This window comes from Nostoc sp. DedSLP04, from assembly GCF_034530775.1.
Lineage (GTDB): Bacteria > Cyanobacteriota > Cyanobacteriia > Cyanobacteriales > Nostocaceae > Nostoc.
In genome coordinates this window covers 12,312-29,169 of record NZ_JAVRCL010000052.1, presented here as the reverse complement: position 1 = coordinate 29,169, position 16,858 = coordinate 12,312, and the positions used below count along the sequence as shown (strand labels likewise).

Sequence of the window (16,858 nt, the reverse complement as noted above, 5' to 3'; positions counted from 1 at the left end):
AAACCGTAATCTTACTCAGAATACGATCGCAAAATTTGTATTTATTTAGAGATGAATCTCTAAGCTTTATCAGTCTAGGATTCCATTACAACATAACAATTATGTATGCGAACGAAATCAGCGTTTTCACCTACTGACTGATGATTTACTCTTTGTTGGTAGATTGCTATCTAGTGCCAGTATTTTGATCTGTTGGTCTAAATTTTTCACTAATTGATTCAGGGCAACTAAAGCCTCTAATTGCTGAGAATCAAGGCTAGGATTCAGTAAAAGTTGTTCTTGTAGTTCATGTAACTTAATGCTTAGTTGTTGAGAAATTCCTAAAGCATCGCGGCCTATACGCGTCAATTGTTGTTGTTGATAGAATTTTAATGCTGCTCCCCGCAATACTTGGAGTGTTGCCTCTTCGCCGTAGATTCCCGGCATGACTCGCAAGCGTAATAATAAGCGGTTTTTTTGATACACGTATTCCTTTTCTACCTGTTTTGGTTCTGCAAGCGTGGTTACAGGTAGGGAAGCAAACCGCTTTAATTCATTCAATACTCCTTGAAAAACTGAGAGCGGCAGTTTGTCTAATACAGACTGCAAAACTCCATTGTCACTCCACAATATTCTGCCTTCGTAAGCTTGTCTTTCTAAGTACAGCCGACCAATTCCCCCAGCAAAAATTCGCCCTAGTAATTCTTCTAGTAATTTTTTTGGTGGCAGTGTTGTTAGCAACTCAATCGGATTCAGTAGTTGGGAAGCTTGTGTGGGAAAAATAGGTAAATTGTTTGATGATGTGGGTTCAGAATCCTCTCCCGATTGAGTTCTAGAAATAGGGGTGAAGAACGTCGTAGTTTGAGATGATTGGTCTAGCTCTGGGATAGGAGGCAAGTCTACCCGCTGTCCAGAATTTTGGCGCTTTTGTGTCTGAAACACCGTCAATACTGGTTGTTGATTTGATTCTGAGTCGGCATCTAGAGAAGGACTGGGTATGTCAGTAATCGTAGCTGGGCTATTTGTTGGGGGAAAGTCCACTGTTGGCTGATGCAGTTGTTGGGCATCTAGCTGGGATATATTCTTATGATTGAGGTAGGCTGATAGTATTCTGCGGTGAGCATCGGCTGCGATCGCCTCAATCACCATTGTGCAATTGATATAAGACAAAATGCGACCAACATAATCTAGGGCTTCGCTCTCTTCTGGATAAACCATACCTAGCAAGAGGTTTTTGTCTTCTAATCTAAAGGGTAAAATCTGGTGGTAGAGGCAAGCTTCAAAGGACAAAAGATGATCGATTAGGTGGAACATTTGTTCGCGATCGCCTTCTTGCTCCCACCTAGTTTGAGCGGCAGTTGGCATTTGCTGTCCATTTGCTACGGTATCATTTAGTTCGCCCTTTGAAGACAACATAGATTTGATTCGTTGGTGTTTACTTATATTTTGCCTCTAATTCAATAGGTAGTTAATAAAGATACTTTGTTAAATTGTTAAAATTCCAATTATATATACTTAAGTAAATGTAAGTAAAGTATGAATTTTAGATTAGGGACTGGGGATAATACTGAAGATTGGGCATTGGGCATTGGGCATTGCGCGTTGGGCATTGGGTATTAATTATTCTCCCCTGTTTCCCTGCTTCCCACTCCCCACTTCCCTATGCTCCATTTTCCACTACAGGCTACTCTTGGGTTCTTAAAGCTTGGGCTGCAAGATAGACTTTCGTCCATTCGCCAAGCACTTGATGGGTTTTGAGTTTTAACTGTTCGGCTATGGCTTCTATTGAATTACCTGCTCTGCGCAAATCTAAGATTTGCCGCCCTAGAGGAGTCAATTTTTCATCAAGTTGCTGCCATTGGTTTTGGGTTAATCCCAAGTTATGTTCTTGCAAGGAAATTGAGAGCCAGTTGTCTACGAGTTCTGGATTGCCTTTGAGAGCAAAAACACGTACAGCATGGTAACTAATTTTTTCTCGCAAACGGTAGACTTCTTTAGTCTGCTTATTCAGTTTTTTGGCGATCTCTTCTTGGGACTTACCTTGTAGATACAACCGTAGCCATTCCACTGCTTCTGTGCCAAGATTTTCTTGTAAATAATTTTCAAATTCTTTTTGTACTGACTGGCGCAGCCCCTGTTGTTCCTCTAGTTGTTGTGCTTCAATATATTCTGCGATCGCCTGACTATCGACTAAGTTAACTCGATTGTCACTGTCGTCTGTAAGAACTTCTTCTGAGACTAGGCGAACCAAATCACGCCCTGGCACTTGGGTTAAACCACCGCGCTGAGTGCGACGCAAATAATTTACAAATCGATAAGCTAATAGGGGTTGATTCCTTACTGGCCGCAAACAATATTCTTCTAAACTAGCAAATAGCAGAGCATCTCCCAATCGTCTATCGGTTGTATATTTGGCAATATCAGCCATTTGCTGTTGCATCTGGCTATCGTTTTGCAGTAACTCTTGGAGTACTTCTTGTAATACATCCATTACACTACGCTGGCGATCGCGGCTGAGGGAAACCCAAGTCTGAATTTTATTCCGTAATGTTACTAAACTCCCCAATCGGGTTATCAAGTTGCGATAAGCACGTTCTCGCCCCAACCCCAAGTAGCGTTGACGTAAAATCCTCCAGCGATATTCCATCGCTTGCTTGGCGATATCTAGTTCTTTAGGATTATACAGATCGAACCGTTTTGAGTCAGATCCCAGCAGCCAGAGAATAATGCTTTGCCTTGCGGCTTCATTTTGGTCTGGACATTCCACAGCCAAGCGCTTTTGCCAATCTAGAGCCAGTTTTTCTACATCTATTGTCATAATGAGATTGCATTCCTCGAAACTCAATTTTGAAGTTTGCATTACAACCCCCATTCGTCCCACCTAATTGTTTAACTGGCAGCTGCCCCAGATTTCATGAGTTTCATGAAAATAGCTCAGTGATTCTACTTTTATTACGTCTAGATTCACTAAAATTATGCAGAAATTTCTACATTGATGTTTTACTTTTAGTTTAAAAAGTCCAAACCTACTATGTATCAAGCATTTGGGGCATTCTGCCAATTTAAATTTTTTGTAAAGTTATGTTTTTTTAGTTGAGAACAGAAATCTGCTTAAAGTGTGGAGGATACACCTTTCACAAAATGGATCGGGTAAATCTGACATTTTGTAACAGATCCGAGGAACGAATCTAATTTAACTCAAAGTTGGACGTTATTCCACTAGTATAAGTTTCGACTCTGTACAAACCCTTACGTCATATAATATTTAGTTTAATCTCAATATACTTAGAGGTTGTTTGAAAAGTCGCAAAGTATACTACAAACCCCACTTCCATTCTTCTCCCCGTTGGCGTCAGCCTGCCGTTAGGCAAGCAGAGAGAGGCTTTGAAACCCCCATTCCCTTGTAGGGAAGGGGGGCTAGGGGGGTTAGGTTTCTGAGACTTAAATGTTACCAAAAATACTTTTTAAACATCCTCTTAGTGTTGATGAGATTTTGCCTTGGAAGATTCCCTAATCCCTCTGAAAAAATTGGCTGAATTCCCTACTTTTGAAAGAGGATCGGGCTTTCACTGAATCGTATTAAGTTATGTTTTGTAAAATTTTTTGATTTAATTAAGTGTATATACGGTAATTAGCGCTTCCAAGGATTTTTGGTAATTAGTTGTATAAAATGATATCAGGTATTTATAAGTAAATTTATCTTTTTTAAACTAGCTTCAGTCACAACTACACCTTTCATATTGGTAAGTTATTCTTAAAGCTTTTATATTTCTAAAAATGAACAGTCAACAGTCAATATTGGTTTTGACTATTGACTTTGACTGTTGCTTTCTTTCTGCTTCAAAATTCAACTTATGCAAAATCTAAAAACAGAAGGAATGTAATCCTCTAAAGTTTTGATAGTCAGAAGCCTGACAAAAAACTTCTCTTTAAATTCATTTATGGGAAGTTTTTGTTTTGAATTCCCCCGCAGGAAGTTAAATCTATCGATTGTTCGATCTAACAATGGGATTTTCTACAGATTCTCGATAACCTTGGACTTGTTCTGTATAAGCAATTGGTAGAACAGCTTCAACGTTTTCATGGGGACGAGGAATAATCACCCAAGATTCAAGTGTACCGCCGTAAACATTTTCTGCGGCTTCAACACCGGCAGCCATAGCGGCTTTTACTTCAGAAACATCACCACGAATATTAACTGTAAAACGAGCGCTACCTACTCTGATATAACCAACAAGGGTAACTCGACCAGCTTTTACCATAGCATCTGCTGCTGCTAGCACCGCAGGAAAACCTTTAGTTTCAAGTGCTCCAACTGCCTGTAATGACATTATTAATCTCCTGTATGAACAAACTGGGGGCTACAAGTTAATTGTACGAAGCTTCGCTACAGATTTTAATAGCAAAATTGCTTAGAAGATGCGGAAAGGTTCTGATTCTTCGGTGAAATGGATTGGTAATATGGTTTCGACATTTTCTGGGGGATTGGGAACGATGTAGTAGGTAATTACTGTACCAGCTTTTACTTCCTCACCCGCTACGATTCCGGCTTCAACAGCTCTATTTACTTCAGAAACCTGTCCCCGGACGGCGACTAACAAGCGAGCGCTCTCCGCTTGACCATAATACACAATTGTAACTGCGGCAGCTTTGACCATTGCATCTGCTGCTGCTAAGACACTCGGAAAACCTAAAGTTTCAATTACGCCAACCGCCATTGGCATGGCATTAGCTCCTGGATTAAGGGATAAGCGATTTTAATTGTACGTGGCTTTAGTCCCAATTTTGACATTTTGGGAAACTTTCTTTGATGCCATATTTTTTGGGGGAGTAGAGACGCGATTAATCATGTCTGTTGGGAGTTAGAATATTTTGATAGTCCCTGCCTTATGTTTTATATATATATTACAAATAATACTTCAGCATCTTAGGTTGTGTAACTTTATTGTTTAACAAAATTAGTTATGGGTGGAAGCAAACTAGTACCGCAAGGCAGAATTAAAAATTAAAAATTAAAAATGAATACAGCATAAGCATTTCATTGATTTGGAATGGGTGGTTTATTTCCACCGTGTTGTACTAGTACGATAAACTGAAATTTATGTTTCCGAATTTTCTTCCTACGGCAGTTGGGCAACTTACAGAACCTACTTCGATCGCACTAGCTAGGAGTATTCAAACAACTGCGATCGCTACTCCTTTAACTAATCAAGCAGTTACCACAACATTTGTCAAGCAAGGGTGTGGTGGAACTCCAATTTTATTAATTCACGGCTTTGACAGTTCTGTATTAGAATTTCGGCGGCTTTTGCCACTGCTTTCTGAAGATAATGAAACTTGGGCAGTGGATTTGTTGGGTTTTGGATTTACAGATAGACTTTCAGGAATTGCCTATAGCCCAATTGCAATTAAAACCCATCTTTATTCTTTCTGGAAAAGCCTAATTAACCAACCTGTAATTTTAGTAGGCGCTTCGATGGGCGGTGCCACAGCGATTGATTTTACATTGGCTTACCCAGAAGCGGTAAAAAAGTTGGTGTTAATTGACAGTGCGGGGTTAGCGGGTGGTTCGCCATTGAGCAAATTCATGTTTCCCCCATTAGATTATTTAGCAACTCAGTTTTTGAGTAATATGAAGGTGCGCGATCGCGTTTCTCGCATTGGATACAAAAATCAAACTCTTGCCTCTATCGATGCGTTATATTGTGGAGCATTACATTTACAAATGCCGAGTTGGCATCAAGCTTTGATTTCTTTCACTAAAAGTGGTGGTTACAGTGCTTTTAGATTCACAGCCATATCAAAAATTGTGCAACAAACACTAATTTTGTGGGGCGATTCTGATAAAATTTTGGGTATTAAGGATGCCATGAGATTTAAAAGGGCAATTCCACACAGTACTCTTAAGTGGATTCAAGATTGTGGTCATCTCCCACACTTGGAACAACCACAAATAACTGCCCAGCATATTTTAGATTTTCGAGTTGAAAGATAGCCCAACTTTCAATAATTTTTCTCTAACGCCGATCTAGAAAGTTTTTCATCTGTTGCTAATGGCTTCTGTCATAGCTACTATTTTTCTCTTTAATTGTGTTATACCAATTCAATTAATGATTACAACACATCCTGGGGTAAAGACGCGATTCATCGCGTCTCTACAAACGATCTATTTGTCGCATTTTTTTTCAAATTGGTATTACTTTTACAGAATTTTAGGAAACTCTGTAGCTACGATCGCAAACCTGTTTTGTAAAAAGATAGCAGTTTATTACTTAGTAGGTAGACATGAGATTTTTATATGAGTAAATCAGATTAGTATGGGCATCACAATGCATGCCTTACAAGCTCAAAAGATTTATACTTGCACTTGGTAATTTAGGTTTAATTCATCTCCTGTTGTTCCCCGGATACCCCAGTTGTGTTTTGGGGTTTCTGTAATCGTGATTTCTATATCTATAGGTGCAATTGCAACTTGTTCAGATAAGCAAGAAAACAACAACCTAATTAGTTTCTTTTTCGTTTCAATAGTGCGTCCCTCAAACATACTAATCTCAATGATGATGTATTTCTCTGAACGTCCTAAAGGGTAGATGAAATCATCGGTTTCTAGAGGAAAGAACCGATGGACACGCTTATCTTGAGGATATACTAGAGCTTCAACAACACAAGAATGAATTGCGTCAGAAATGGCACTGCGATAATGACGGATAAATGAAGCAGTGCCATAGATTTTGATTTGTACCATTAACCTTTAACTGAGTGATGAACTGACTCTAGTCAAGTAACCACATCTCATTAGAACTATCAGGATACTCATTCGGCTGATTTTGTGGTTGATTTTGAGCGAGTGTTTCTGATGACCGATGTGATTTTTTGTAGTTAAGTGGATTGTAGTGGTCTTTTACTGGTCTGATCGCGCTAGTTTCTTTGACAACAAGTTTAGATTTCTCTTGTACTTTTTGTTCTACTTTTGGCTCTGCTTTTTGTTTTAAAGAATTAATTTCTTCTATAAGCAGGGAATTTGCTTCTGCAAGTTGCAGTGCTGTTTTTTTGGTCTCATCAAGTTCTTTTGTTAGCTGTTCTAGTAATGATTTTTGTTCTGATACAAATGTTTTTTGTTTAGATAATTTTGATTGCAAATCAGCGACTTCTTGTTCAAGAGATGCTTCTTTTTTGTGGCTTGTTTCTAGATTACTTGTCAACTCTTTGACATTTGCTTCTAAATCAGCTTTAGTGGGACTTGTGCGCTTAGTAGAAGTTGGCTCAAGTGTTTGTGCTGACGATTCTTCATCAGATGCAGCCTGTTCTTCGGCTATTTTTTCGGCTGTAACCTCGATCGCAGATTCACCTTCTGGGGGTGTAAATTTTTGCGCCTCTTCTTGTAGTAAGTCAGAGAGACTTTGTTTCCTAGCCATTATTATTTTCTCCAATCACGCTGTAATTCATCAGCTGCACGGCGGTAGTCTAATTCCGCCTCCCGTGCATTTCCGCCTCGCCATTGAGTAATCGCTACACCTTCAAGTGCTGCTCGTTCATGAGCTTTATAGGCACGGATGAAGGTATTACAAGTAGGAATACCTAAGCGAGTCAGAGTGTTTTTTGCTTCTTGTGCTTCCCCCAGACTGCGCGTATCGACTTTGGTGAGCAATACCCGATGGGGGGTTCCCACAGGGATGACGGCTTCCTTGACTGTTTCCACGAGGATTGCTAAATCCATTGCAGATGGGGGTGTCGGCAAAACTAGATAATCTGCGATCGCAACTACCGCCACTAATGCTTCAGAGCGTAGCGCGGGAGGTGTATCCACCACTACTAAATCGTAACCTGTTATCTTTGCTAAATCACCTAAAAGTGCGGGATCTGTTTCTTGAGATAAATCAAATCCCATTCCCTGCTGACTGCGCCCAAACCACCAACTGGCAGAACCTTGAATATCTGCATCAATCAGCAGCACCTTTTTTTTCTTCGCAAAGTTTGCAGCCAGATTGACTGCGGTAGTCGTTTTACCGACTCCTCCTTTACCGTTGAGAATAGCGATGATTTTTGGCACTGCTTACTTCCGATGCTGCCTTTTGTTAGCGGTAGCGGGGCGTTTAGCCCGTGCTGAGTTAGGAGTGCTGAGTGCTGAGTTAGAAGTAGAGACGCGATTAACCCTTGTCTGTACAAGAGTTATTATTATCCTCTTTGTCTTCTTTTTCAGTCCCCAGCTTCCAGTTTCTAGTCCCCAATGATGAATATACCGCTTTCTGTAACCCTAAGTAACATGAAAAGTCGTAACAATAAAATTCAGAAGCCATTAACTCCCTAAAATTCTATGACAACAACTTACAATCTGCCCGATGGGCCTCAAATGCCACGCTGGTTACGGATGATCAAGTTTATTACTCAGCCAGTGAAATATGTGGATGATTTTGCCCAAATCTACGGTGACACTTTCACCATCAGGAGTAATCGCTCTGATAACCATCTAGTATATTTTAGTCAACCCCAAGCGCTTGAGCAGATTTTTACTGCTGATTCCAGGCATTTTGAGGTTGGCAGGGGGAACATAGGACTAAAATTTTTACTTGGCGATCGCTCTTTTATGTTAGCGGATGGCGATCGCCACCAGAGGCAACGGCAATTATTAGCTCCTCCCTTTCATGGCGAAAGAATGCGGGCTTACGGTGAGGAAATTCGGGAAATAACCCGACAGGTGACTAATGAATGGCAAATTGGCAAGCCTTTTAAGATCCGTGAGTCGATGCAAGAAATTACCTTGCGTGTTATTTTACGGGTTGTATTTGGTTTGAATGATGGAGAACTGTTTGAGGAACTGAGGCGATCGCTAAGTGACTTACTAGACTTCATCACTTCGCCCATAATGTCCAGCGCCTTCTTTTTCCAGTTCATGCAAAAAGATTTCGGTGCGTGGAGTCCGTGGGGTTGGGTTCTGCAACAACGGCAAAAAATCGATCGACTGATTTATGCTTTACTTCGAGAACGTCGGGCTGAATCTGAACAAAATCGTCAAGATATCCTAAGTTTGATGATGGCGGCTCGTTACGACGATGGTCAAGGGATGTCAGATGAAGAATTACACGACGAGTTAATGACGCTGCTAGTTGCGGGACATGAAACCACCGCTTCAGCATTGACGTGGGCTTTTTACTGGATCGATCGTTTACCAGAGGTGCGTGAGAAGTTGCTAAAGGAACTCAACACCATTGGAGTTAACCACGATTTGAGTAGTGTAGGTAAATTGCCGTATTTGACAGCAGTTTGCCAAGAAACACTACGACTTTACCCAATTGTCATGACTGCTTTCCCTCGGATTGTGAAAACCCCAATTACAATTATGGGCTACGAACTGCGAGAGGGAACGGTAATAATCCCCAGTATTTATTTAGCGCATCATCGGGAAGAAGTTTATCCCCAATCCAAGCAGTTCAAACCAGAACGCTTTTTAGGAAGACAATATTCACCTTATGAATATTTACCCTTTGGTGGCGGTAATCGTCGTTGTATTGGAATGGCATTTGCCCAGTATGAAATGAAAATTGTCTTGGCAACTGTTTTATCAGAATTTCAAGTTTCGCTAGTGAATAAACGTCCCGTGCGTCCTGTGCGCCGTGGGTTAACTTTAGCTGCACCAGCCGGAATGCGGATGGTTGCAACACCTCAAGTTAAGCGTGCGAATACAATTGCTGCCTCTAGTTTAAGTTGATTTACTTAAGTGAAGCTATATTGAAAGCGATCGCTTTGATTCTCTAACAATATGGACACACGAAATAATAGCTGGGATGACTATTGTGTAAGTTACTTAGCAGCACGGGGAACTGATTTAGCTGATAAAACTCTGAAAAATTTATGGTCTGAGACTGGGCAGCGTTTTTTAAGTGCATCTGAAGAAGATATCAATTGGTTTATCCAAGCACTTAGAGATGAACAACGTAAATTATTTGTTGTCTTCATGGTCAACAAAGTTACTAAATCTGCTCCCAAGCGCCTTAAAGAAAGGCTGTTTTCCCCTCTCATCCGCGCTGCTGTCTATGAAATAAATCCCAGCTTTAATCGTTCATTCGTAGAACCATGTGTTATTGCTTTCGGTCATCGTCTTGTCAATGAAGCTTTGCTAGAATTTGTTGAGCATGGGTCAAATTTCGAGAAAGCAGGGGCGGTAAACGCACTGTATTGGGCACAGGTTCCCTTGCGCTTTGATAGAGAAGTTCCTAGCTTTAGTAAAGAGTACGCAACACCAGAATCACAGGCAGTTTATGATGCCTTAGCTGATATTCAGCTATGCAAGCGCTGCCTGTTTCTTAGAGAGTTCGTTAAAAATTCTAGCATCGAAGTACGCCGCAGTATTATTCCTAGTCTTGTACTAGATCCATTGCTTTATCCCGATGAACTTAGACATCTTATACCAGAAGCAATTGCGATCGCTAAAACTCATCCGGATAGTTATATTCGTCATCGGATAGAGGTGCAGTTAGGAACACAAAGTCTACTCCAGGCATTACCCCCGCGAAATCCCAACTATCAAACCTGAAAATTTACCTTGAATCACTTTCAAGGAGGTTGATTTTATTGTTTATTAGTGAGTTGTTCATAAGAATACAAAATGATCCCTAAAACACCTGTTAATAAAAGGTATATTGAATTACTCAAATCATTTCCTCCTCGTCCCGTAACTTCCGAGGAAGAATTGCTGGCTACGCAAGAAGTCTTTGATTCTCTAATAGTTCCTTTCGTCCTACATCTCGAAGTGAGGTAGGAGGCAATGCATGATTAGCAGTATTTCTTTAACGACGATCGCAGCAATTTAAATCAAAGCACTTACCGCATCTTTGAACCAGAATCTCACTCATCAACTCCAAACACTTCTGCGTTCCCAATATTCGGCGACTCTTTTTTCCCATTGCTGCCAGTAACCTTTAATCGCTGCTGGTTCAAACCAAAATACCTCGGCTGGCATCTCTGGAATTGCGACTACTAACAAAGCATGATTTAGCTGAATACCATAATCCCGATAATAGTTGTTAATTGCTCCAATGTATGCTGTAATTTGCAGTGGATGTTCGTATAAATGCTCGATTGAACCTTTAGGTTTGTCTGCTGTTTTCCACTCGCAAATACAGGGAATGCCTTGATAGCTAGCAATACAATCTACTTTGCCAGAATAGCTCAAATCGTAATGAAAAACGGAGCCTTCTACAAGTTTTACTGTGTCGATTTCTGCTAAAACTGGCTGAATACTTTCCCAGTAAGGGCGACTGGCTTCTGGACAAACAGGATTTTGTCCCAGGAGGTAACGCTCAATTTGTTTGTGTGTTTGGGTTCCCCGACGACTGGCATTTGTAGATATGCGGGTGGCTTCTTCTGTTCCAACACGCGCTTTCCAATTTAGTAATCTGTCTCTGTCTGCTTGGGGTTTGGTGACATTAAGTATTGTGGTGACGCTGGGGAAGCGGTTTCCCTTGGCATCTACATAATATTGTTTGCCATTTTCTCTCAGGGATTTACTATTAATTTGAGGTAGCATTTGTAATTCGTAATTCGTAATTCGTAATTCGTAATTAAGAAAGTAGCGATTAGAAATCGCAGTTCATCTTGCACACAAGCAAAACTTTGGATAATCGCTCTTGTTATAGTTGTGCTAATGCTTCATCAATATTTAGAGGTATTTCATGTTCTACTGCCTTCATTGCTAAGATAAGTCCTTGATCCTCAATAGCTTCTAGCAAGCGTAGATAGTCATCAAAATCTATAACTACTTTGCGGATATTACCTTCCATATCAGTAATCAGTTCTTGAGCAAAAGGGTATTTATCAGCTTGCATTTGGGTTGTGATTTTAATAGTCATACTATGACTTTAGCGTTATTAGCGTAACGCATCAGTTAAAGGTTTTGGTGCTTTAGGCTAGGCCATAACACAACGCCAGTCCGCTCAAGTCAAGAAACCCACTCTTAGCAGAGGGTTAACGTTAAAAACTGTGTCTGCACAAACAAAATCAAGAAATGTGATGATCGGGCTAGGCTAGAATAGCTTTCAGTGAAATTTCGGTTGTTATTCATAAAATTATGAAACCTGTAACACTAACGGCTGTTGCAACTGCGTAGGCGTAGCCCGTCGTAGACATCGCTACTATAGTTTTAACTAAAGCTCTAGAAAAAACTGGCGAAAAGCTTGGGGAAGCAGGGTTAGAAGCAAGCGGTAAATTAATCGCACAGCTACGTAATAAAAATAAATTGCCCTTATTAGCAGAGGCGACACCAGAAAATACACAGCCACCGTTAGATTATGGCAAAGCTGTACTAGAGTTGAAAGCCGCAGCAGAGGCAGATACAGCGAAGCCGAACCCCATTACATCCAAGCTTTAGATATTTTGGAGCGACGGTTAAGGGTGAATCATCCTAATACTATTATTTGTCGTGAAAATTTAGCAAATTTGCGCGTAGGCGAAGCCCGCCGCAGGCATCGCCTCACCTCAGAACAGTAAAATTCATGTTCCCAACCTCATCAATCAAGCTTTTATCTCCAAGTTTTCTGTTCTGACCTCGAAGTTTCATGTTTTAAACAAGAACGTTTCTGTTTCAAGTGAGAACGTTCTTGTTTTAAACGAGAATATTCTTGTTCCAAGTCAGAACATTCCTGTTTCAAACGAGAATGTTTCTGTTCCAAGTGAGAACGTTCCTGTTTCAAACGAGAATGTTCTTGTTCTGAGGTGGAATGATGGTGTTATGAGGGCGATCGCTCCACCTAAATTGTAGAATGATGTGCGATCGCCTTTGATAGTTGAGAGATAATTGCGATCGCGATCGCTTTTTGAGCCACAATGGATAGAACGATAGGGAGTCCATAGAACAAACAATAGCTAAAAAGAAACCAAATCAGGAGAAGGCTTGATGCAATCAGCATTACGCATTGAAACTAAAGTGTTACCAGGCAACAAAATTGAAATCACTTTGCCTGACGATACACTCTCAACCTCTGTAGGACAAACTATTGAGGTAATTGTCCTGATACCACAAAAAACGACACTACGAAGGACAATCGATTATCCACCTGCTTGAAGAAATCCACAAACAGCGTCCTGTTGGCAGAAGTGTAGAAGAAATCAATCAAGACCTCCAAGCAGAACGAAATGCATGGGACAACTAATTCTGCCAGTTGTGATTCTAGATGAGGTACTGACATCATTCATGAGCGATCGCTTTTATGTGTTCGTTGATAATGGAGACCGATGTCTGCGATGGGCTACGCCTACGCCGATTACAAAATAAGCATTATTCAAGTAAATTAAATCCCTGTTCGCTTCTTAACTTTCTGTCAAAAGTTACTGTTGAACTACAACTATTATGTTGAGCGATGCCTGCGGCGGGCTGCGCCAACGCGCCGATTAAATAGTCTGATAAATCTGCCTTTCCCTGATGAAATCGCTGTAATGCTTGATAAACTAAAGAGCGATTTTCTAACTCAAACACTGAACATTGCAACATTAACTCTATAGTGTTGCTAATTTCTTCCTTACTAAATTGATATGGCTTTCCCCGTAAAACCCAAACCAACTCACAAAGAACTATATTTGCTACAAAACATTGCTCTCCTGCTTCGATAATTTCAGCAGCTTGTTTCCACTGCTTTTCATCATCTTTTGTGAGGTAGCGCACTAAAATATTCGTATCAACTCCAATCACTTGCGCCTTCTTGGATTGCTGCTTCCATTTCTTCTAAAGTTGCACTTTTCATCGCCGGACGATGTAAAATGCCGGACAGAGTTTGAACAGGAACATTGAGTGGAATTAGTTTAACTGTCCCATTTTCATCAATGACAAAATCAACCTTACTACCTATATCAAGATTAAGATAATCCCGAATTTCTTTAGGAATAATTACTTCTCCTTTGGTGGTGATGGTGACGCTAGCCATTACGTTTCCTGACATAAATTATTTACCTAAATATAACGTTTCTTAGCAAATCAACACAGCAAGCGGTATAAATAGAGTCTTTTCTCCGCGTACCTCTGCGCTTCCCTCCGCGTCCCTCTGCGTTAAAAAACAATCTCCTCCCTCATCCTCTCCTCCAACACATCCAACAACTCATCCACATCCTTCCCAACTTCCTCAAAACAAATCGGTGGCGCTGGTTCCGGTGCAAACTGAATTAACTTAATTTCCCCCTTCCCAATCCCAATCATCACAACTTCCACATCCGGCTTGTGATTCTCAACAATTCCCAAAATTTCCTGAAGCCGATTATCAACCTTAATATTTAAATTCTCTATCTGCTCTTTCGGACAATAAACAAAATGCGGCGTTGGTTGCAAATCAATACCAACAGTACCCAGACTGTCACCATTTGCTAACCATAATCCCCAAAACAGCGCCGCCAATTCCTGCTGATTTGCTTTGACAAACTTATCCAACTGGCGACGCCACTTAGTATCACCTGATTCTGGTTGACTATTACCAAAAAACATAAATAATTCGTAATGAAGACACAGACAATAGGCGAAACTTATCTCAAACCTGACTGTACACGCCAGAGGCCGGAATAAATACCGTCTTTCTCTAGCAATTGCTCGTGGGTTCCCGACTCTACTAATTTCCCATGTTCCATGACATAAATGCAATCAGCATTGCGAATAGTGGAAAGACGATGAGCGATCGCAATTGTAGTTCTATCTACTGTAATCCGTTCTAGCGATCGCTGGATTGCTGCTTCTGTCTCATTATCCACTGCCGAGGTAGCTTCGTCTAAAATCAGAATGGGGGGATTTTTGAGAACTGCACGGGCGATCGCAATCCGTTGTCTTTGTCCACCAGATAACTTTTGTCCTCTTTCCCCGACAATTGTCTCATAACCTTCGGGCAATTCAATAATAAATTCGTGCGCCTCGGCTATCTTCGCCGCCGTGATGATTTCTTGTTCTGTAGTTTCAAAGCTACCATAAGCAATATTCTCTGCTACAGTGCCATGAAATAGAAAGACATCTTGACTTACCAAACCAATACAGCGACGTAAATCTTGCAAATTCAAACTTTGCAAATCAATGCCATCAACAGTAATGTTTCCACCTTGCACTTCATATAACCGCAATAAGAGTTTGACTAAAGTGCTTTTCCCAGAACCAGTAGAACCAACAATTGCAATAGTTTTCCCCGCAGGAATATCCAAAGACAGATTTTTAATTACTGGAAATCTATCTTTATAAGCAAAATAAACATTGTTAAATTGCACTTCCCCGCGTACTTCATTTACAGGTAACGCCACATCACCTGTATGAATGGCGATAGGAGTATCTAATAAATTCATGACTCGATTAGTAGAAGCCATTGCCCTTTGATATTGGTCAAAAGTTTCGCCTAATCTAGTTAAAGGCCACAGCAAGCGCTGGATTAAAAACACTAATACGCTGTAAGTACCTACAGACATGGCTCCCGAAACTGCTGCCATTCCGCCATATAAAAGTAATGCCGTAAAACCCACCAAAATCAGCATCCGAATTAACGGCACAAAAGCAGCAGAAAGAGTAATTGCTTTAGAATTACTGTGACGATAAGCGTCACTATCTAATTCCAAACGATAGGCTTCATAAGCTTCAGATGTGAAGCTTTTAATAGTAGTAATTCCGCTGATATTGTTTGACAACCGCGAATTGAGAAAACCTACCTTTTCGCGGACATTAGCATAGCGAGGCGCAAGTAGCCGTTGATAGGCAAAAGAACCCCAGAGGATAAATGGCATCGGAGACAAAGCCATCCACGCTACACTAGGAGCCAGAATAAAGAAAGCAGCGCCAATAATTAGAACCGTTGCAGAAACTTGGATGATATCATTTGCTCCCCCATCCAAAAACCGCTCTAATTGGTTAATATCATCACTGAGGACAGACATTAAACCGCCAGTGCTGCGTTCTTCAAAATAAGCCAATTCCAACTCTTGCAAATGTTTGTATGCATCCAAACGCAAGTCATGCTGAATATTCTGAGCCAAATTTCGCCAAAGTCGAGCATAGGCGTACTCAAAAACCGATTCTAGTATCCAAATGATGACAGTCAGCAAGGAAATAATCAAAAATTGCCCAAAGACATCCCGTACCCCTAACTGGGCAATTATGGAATCCTGTTGCTTGACTACCACATCCACCGCGATACCAATTAAACCGGGTGGTGCTAAGTCGAAAAACTTATTGAGGATAGAATAAGTAGTCGCCAGCCAAATTTGTTTACGATACTGGTGTCCATACTCAAGCAAACGTTGGAGAGGATGCGCTGAATGTTTACGCCTTCTTGATGCCCGATGAGATTTTAATACAGTAGCCACGGTTTTTTGCGATTTCGTGTGACTGATATTACCACGGAACAAAGTCTTGAGTCCTAAGTCCTGAGTCTGAAGATTGATTCAGACAGACTAGTGAGAAACTAGTAACTGAGTTTATTCAAGAGCTAGCTGGGGGGCAGGGGAGCAGAGCAAAAACTTGCAGTAAATCTTCTCCTGAAGCATCTTTCCTCTCTGCCCCTCTGCTCCTTTGCCCTAGAGCGATGCGATCAGTGTTAATAGGCCAGTATAGGTAATCGGAATGATAAGTTGTTCGCAAATCTGGTTTTAAGATTGATTTAGCATCTCCTTTTGGTAGAAAAGCCTCTGCTGAGGGAAAACTTAAAACAAGACCCCGTGCTGAAAAATCTAATTGTCATGGGACAGCTTTGGTCATTTTTGAAAATTAAAGTAATAAATATTACTCTCTTTTCTGAAATCTTTACAATATCTTGACAATATCTCAGAAAATACATCGATGCAATTCAGACAGTATATAAAGAAAATATTACTATCATAATCGCTATCTTTTTTGATGGATTGTCATTTTATAAAGATAAAAAATCAGGCTAAT

22 protein-coding genes are annotated in these 16,858 nt (G+C 40.6%); 8 read left to right on the top strand and 14 right to left on the bottom strand.

What is annotated here, in order from left to right; all coding sequences use genetic code 11:
- Window positions 1–126 precede the first annotated feature (126 nt).
- From RMX89_RS25035 to RMX89_RS25020, 4 genes are all read right to left on the bottom strand, one after another.
- Window positions 127–1,395 (bottom strand): pilus assembly protein PilB, encoded by a 1,269-nt coding sequence (locus tag RMX89_RS25035; RefSeq protein ID WP_322690842.1) that lies wholly within the window; start codon window positions 1,393–1,395, stop codon window positions 127–129.
- 268 nt (window positions 1,396–1,663) lie between these two features.
- Entirely contained in the window at window positions 1,664–2,851 is a 1,188-nt protein-coding gene (locus RMX89_RS25030; protein WP_322690841.1) for a HetZ-related protein 2, read from the bottom strand.
- A gap of 1,111 nt (window positions 2,852–3,962) precedes the next feature.
- The gene (locus tag RMX89_RS25025; RefSeq protein WP_012409276.1) at window positions 3,963–4,310 is read right to left on the bottom strand and encodes a carbon dioxide-concentrating mechanism protein CcmK; all 348 of its coding nucleotides are present in this window, start codon (window positions 4,308–4,310) and stop codon (window positions 3,963–3,965) included.
- Between the two features lie 81 nt (window positions 4,311–4,391).
- Entirely contained in the window at window positions 4,392–4,703 is a 312-nt protein-coding gene (locus RMX89_RS25020) for a BMC domain-containing protein (protein WP_322690840.1), read from the bottom strand.
- 377 nt (window positions 4,704–5,080) lie between these two features.
- On the opposite strand from RMX89_RS25020, the gene RMX89_RS25015 reads away from it, so the two are divergent.
- Window positions 5,081–5,974 (top strand): alpha/beta hydrolase, encoded by an 894-nt coding sequence (locus RMX89_RS25015; RefSeq protein ID WP_322690839.1) that lies wholly within the window; start codon window positions 5,081–5,083, stop codon window positions 5,972–5,974.
- 360 nt (window positions 5,975–6,334) lie between these two features.
- Here RMX89_RS25015 and RMX89_RS25010 read toward each other — a convergent pair whose 3' ends face one another.
- Genes RMX89_RS25010 through RMX89_RS25000 form a run of 3 tightly spaced genes read right to left on the bottom strand, consistent with a single transcriptional unit; the run spans window position 6,335 to window position 8,029 of the window.
- On the bottom strand, window positions 6,335–6,724 hold the full coding sequence (locus RMX89_RS25010) for a tautomerase family protein (protein ID WP_322671547.1): 390 nt from the start codon (window positions 6,722–6,724) through the stop codon (window positions 6,335–6,337).
- A 28-nt stretch (window positions 6,725–6,752) separates the two neighbouring features.
- The gene (locus RMX89_RS25005; RefSeq protein WP_322671548.1) at window positions 6,753–7,394 is read right to left on the bottom strand and encodes a hypothetical protein; all 642 of its coding nucleotides are present in this window, start codon (window positions 7,392–7,394) and stop codon (window positions 6,753–6,755) included.
- A 2-nt stretch (window positions 7,395–7,396) separates the two neighbouring features.
- Window positions 7,397–8,029, bottom strand: a complete 633-nt coding sequence (locus tag RMX89_RS25000; RefSeq protein WP_322671549.1) for a ParA family protein — start codon at window positions 8,027–8,029, stop codon at window positions 7,397–7,399.
- On the opposite strand from RMX89_RS25000, the gene RMX89_RS24995 reads away from it, so the two are divergent.
- The 3 genes from RMX89_RS24995 (at window position 8,016) to RMX89_RS24985 (ending at window position 10,510) form a co-directional block, all read left to right on the top strand.
- Window positions 8,016–8,210, top strand: coding sequence for a hypothetical protein (locus tag RMX89_RS24995; protein ID WP_322671550.1), 195 nt, complete (start codon window positions 8,016–8,018; stop codon window positions 8,208–8,210). The genes RMX89_RS25000 and RMX89_RS24995 overlap by 14 nt on opposite strands.
- An 83-nt stretch (window positions 8,211–8,293) precedes the next feature.
- A complete protein-coding gene (locus RMX89_RS24990) occupies window positions 8,294–9,685 on the top strand; it encodes a cytochrome P450 (protein ID WP_322690838.1) in 1,392 nt (463 codons plus the stop codon).
- Window positions 9,686–9,736: 51 nt separating this feature from the next.
- Window positions 9,737–10,510 (top strand): hypothetical protein, encoded by a 774-nt coding sequence (locus tag RMX89_RS24985; protein ID WP_322690837.1) that lies wholly within the window; start codon window positions 9,737–9,739, stop codon window positions 10,508–10,510.
- A gap of 318 nt (window positions 10,511–10,828) precedes the next feature.
- Here RMX89_RS24985 and RMX89_RS24980 read toward each other — a convergent pair whose 3' ends face one another.
- Window positions 10,829–11,503 carry a PD-(D/E)XK nuclease family protein gene (locus tag RMX89_RS24980; RefSeq protein ID WP_322690836.1) on the bottom strand — a complete coding sequence of 225 codons (675 nt, stop codon included), beginning with the start codon at window positions 11,501–11,503 and terminating at the stop codon, window positions 10,829–10,831.
- A 103-nt stretch (window positions 11,504–11,606) separates the two neighbouring features.
- Window positions 11,607–11,825, bottom strand: coding sequence for a hypothetical protein (locus RMX89_RS24975; protein WP_322690835.1), 219 nt, complete (start codon window positions 11,823–11,825; stop codon window positions 11,607–11,609).
- A gap of 386 nt (window positions 11,826–12,211) precedes the next feature.
- Between RMX89_RS24975 and RMX89_RS24970 the strand changes: the two genes are divergently transcribed.
- Both RMX89_RS24970 and RMX89_RS34605 read left to right on the top strand, forming a co-directional pair.
- Entirely contained in the window at window positions 12,212–12,343 is a 132-nt protein-coding gene (locus RMX89_RS24970) for a hypothetical protein (protein ID WP_322690834.1), read from the top strand.
- A 5-nt stretch (window positions 12,344–12,348) separates the two neighbouring features.
- The gene (locus RMX89_RS34605) at window positions 12,349–12,462 is read left to right on the top strand and encodes a hypothetical protein (RefSeq protein WP_416212006.1); all 114 of its coding nucleotides are present in this window, start codon (window positions 12,349–12,351) and stop codon (window positions 12,460–12,462) included.
- Between the two features lie 141 nt (window positions 12,463–12,603).
- Here the strand turns inward: RMX89_RS34605 and RMX89_RS24965 are convergent, their stop codons facing one another.
- Window positions 12,604–12,834: a hypothetical protein gene (locus RMX89_RS24965; protein ID WP_322690833.1), complete on the bottom strand. Its 231-nt coding sequence runs from the start codon at window positions 12,832–12,834 to the stop codon at window positions 12,604–12,606.
- A gap of 34 nt (window positions 12,835–12,868) precedes the next feature.
- Here RMX89_RS24965 and RMX89_RS24960 point away from each other — a divergent pair, with 34 nt between their 5' ends.
- Both RMX89_RS24960 and RMX89_RS24955 read left to right on the top strand, forming a co-directional pair.
- A complete protein-coding gene (locus tag RMX89_RS24960) occupies window positions 12,869–13,036 on the top strand; it encodes a hypothetical protein (protein WP_322690832.1) in 168 nt (55 codons plus the stop codon).
- 75 nt (window positions 13,037–13,111) lie between these two features.
- Entirely contained in the window at window positions 13,112–13,246 is a 135-nt protein-coding gene (locus tag RMX89_RS24955) for a hypothetical protein (protein WP_322690831.1), read from the top strand.
- A 3-nt stretch (window positions 13,247–13,249) separates the two neighbouring features.
- Here RMX89_RS24955 and RMX89_RS24950 read toward each other — a convergent pair whose 3' ends face one another.
- The 4 genes from RMX89_RS24950 to RMX89_RS24935 form a co-directional block, all read right to left on the bottom strand.
- Complete coding sequence (locus tag RMX89_RS24950) at window positions 13,250–13,660, bottom strand: type II toxin-antitoxin system VapC family toxin (protein ID WP_322690830.1); 411 nt, start codon at window positions 13,658–13,660, stop codon at window positions 13,250–13,252.
- The gene (locus RMX89_RS24945) at window positions 13,647–13,892 is read right to left on the bottom strand and encodes an AbrB/MazE/SpoVT family DNA-binding domain-containing protein (protein ID WP_069069158.1); all 246 of its coding nucleotides are present in this window, start codon (window positions 13,890–13,892) and stop codon (window positions 13,647–13,649) included. The genes RMX89_RS24950 and RMX89_RS24945 overlap by 14 nt, the downstream gene beginning before the upstream one ends.
- A 122-nt stretch (window positions 13,893–14,014) precedes the next feature.
- Window positions 14,015–14,443 carry a hypothetical protein gene (locus RMX89_RS24940; protein ID WP_322690829.1) on the bottom strand — a complete coding sequence of 143 codons (429 nt, stop codon included), beginning with the start codon at window positions 14,441–14,443 and terminating at the stop codon, window positions 14,015–14,017.
- A gap of 38 nt (window positions 14,444–14,481) precedes the next feature.
- Window positions 14,482–16,290, bottom strand: a complete 1,809-nt coding sequence (locus RMX89_RS24935) for an ABC transporter ATP-binding protein (protein WP_322675323.1) — start codon at window positions 16,288–16,290, stop codon at window positions 14,482–14,484.
- Window positions 16,291–16,858: the final 568 nt, after the last annotated feature.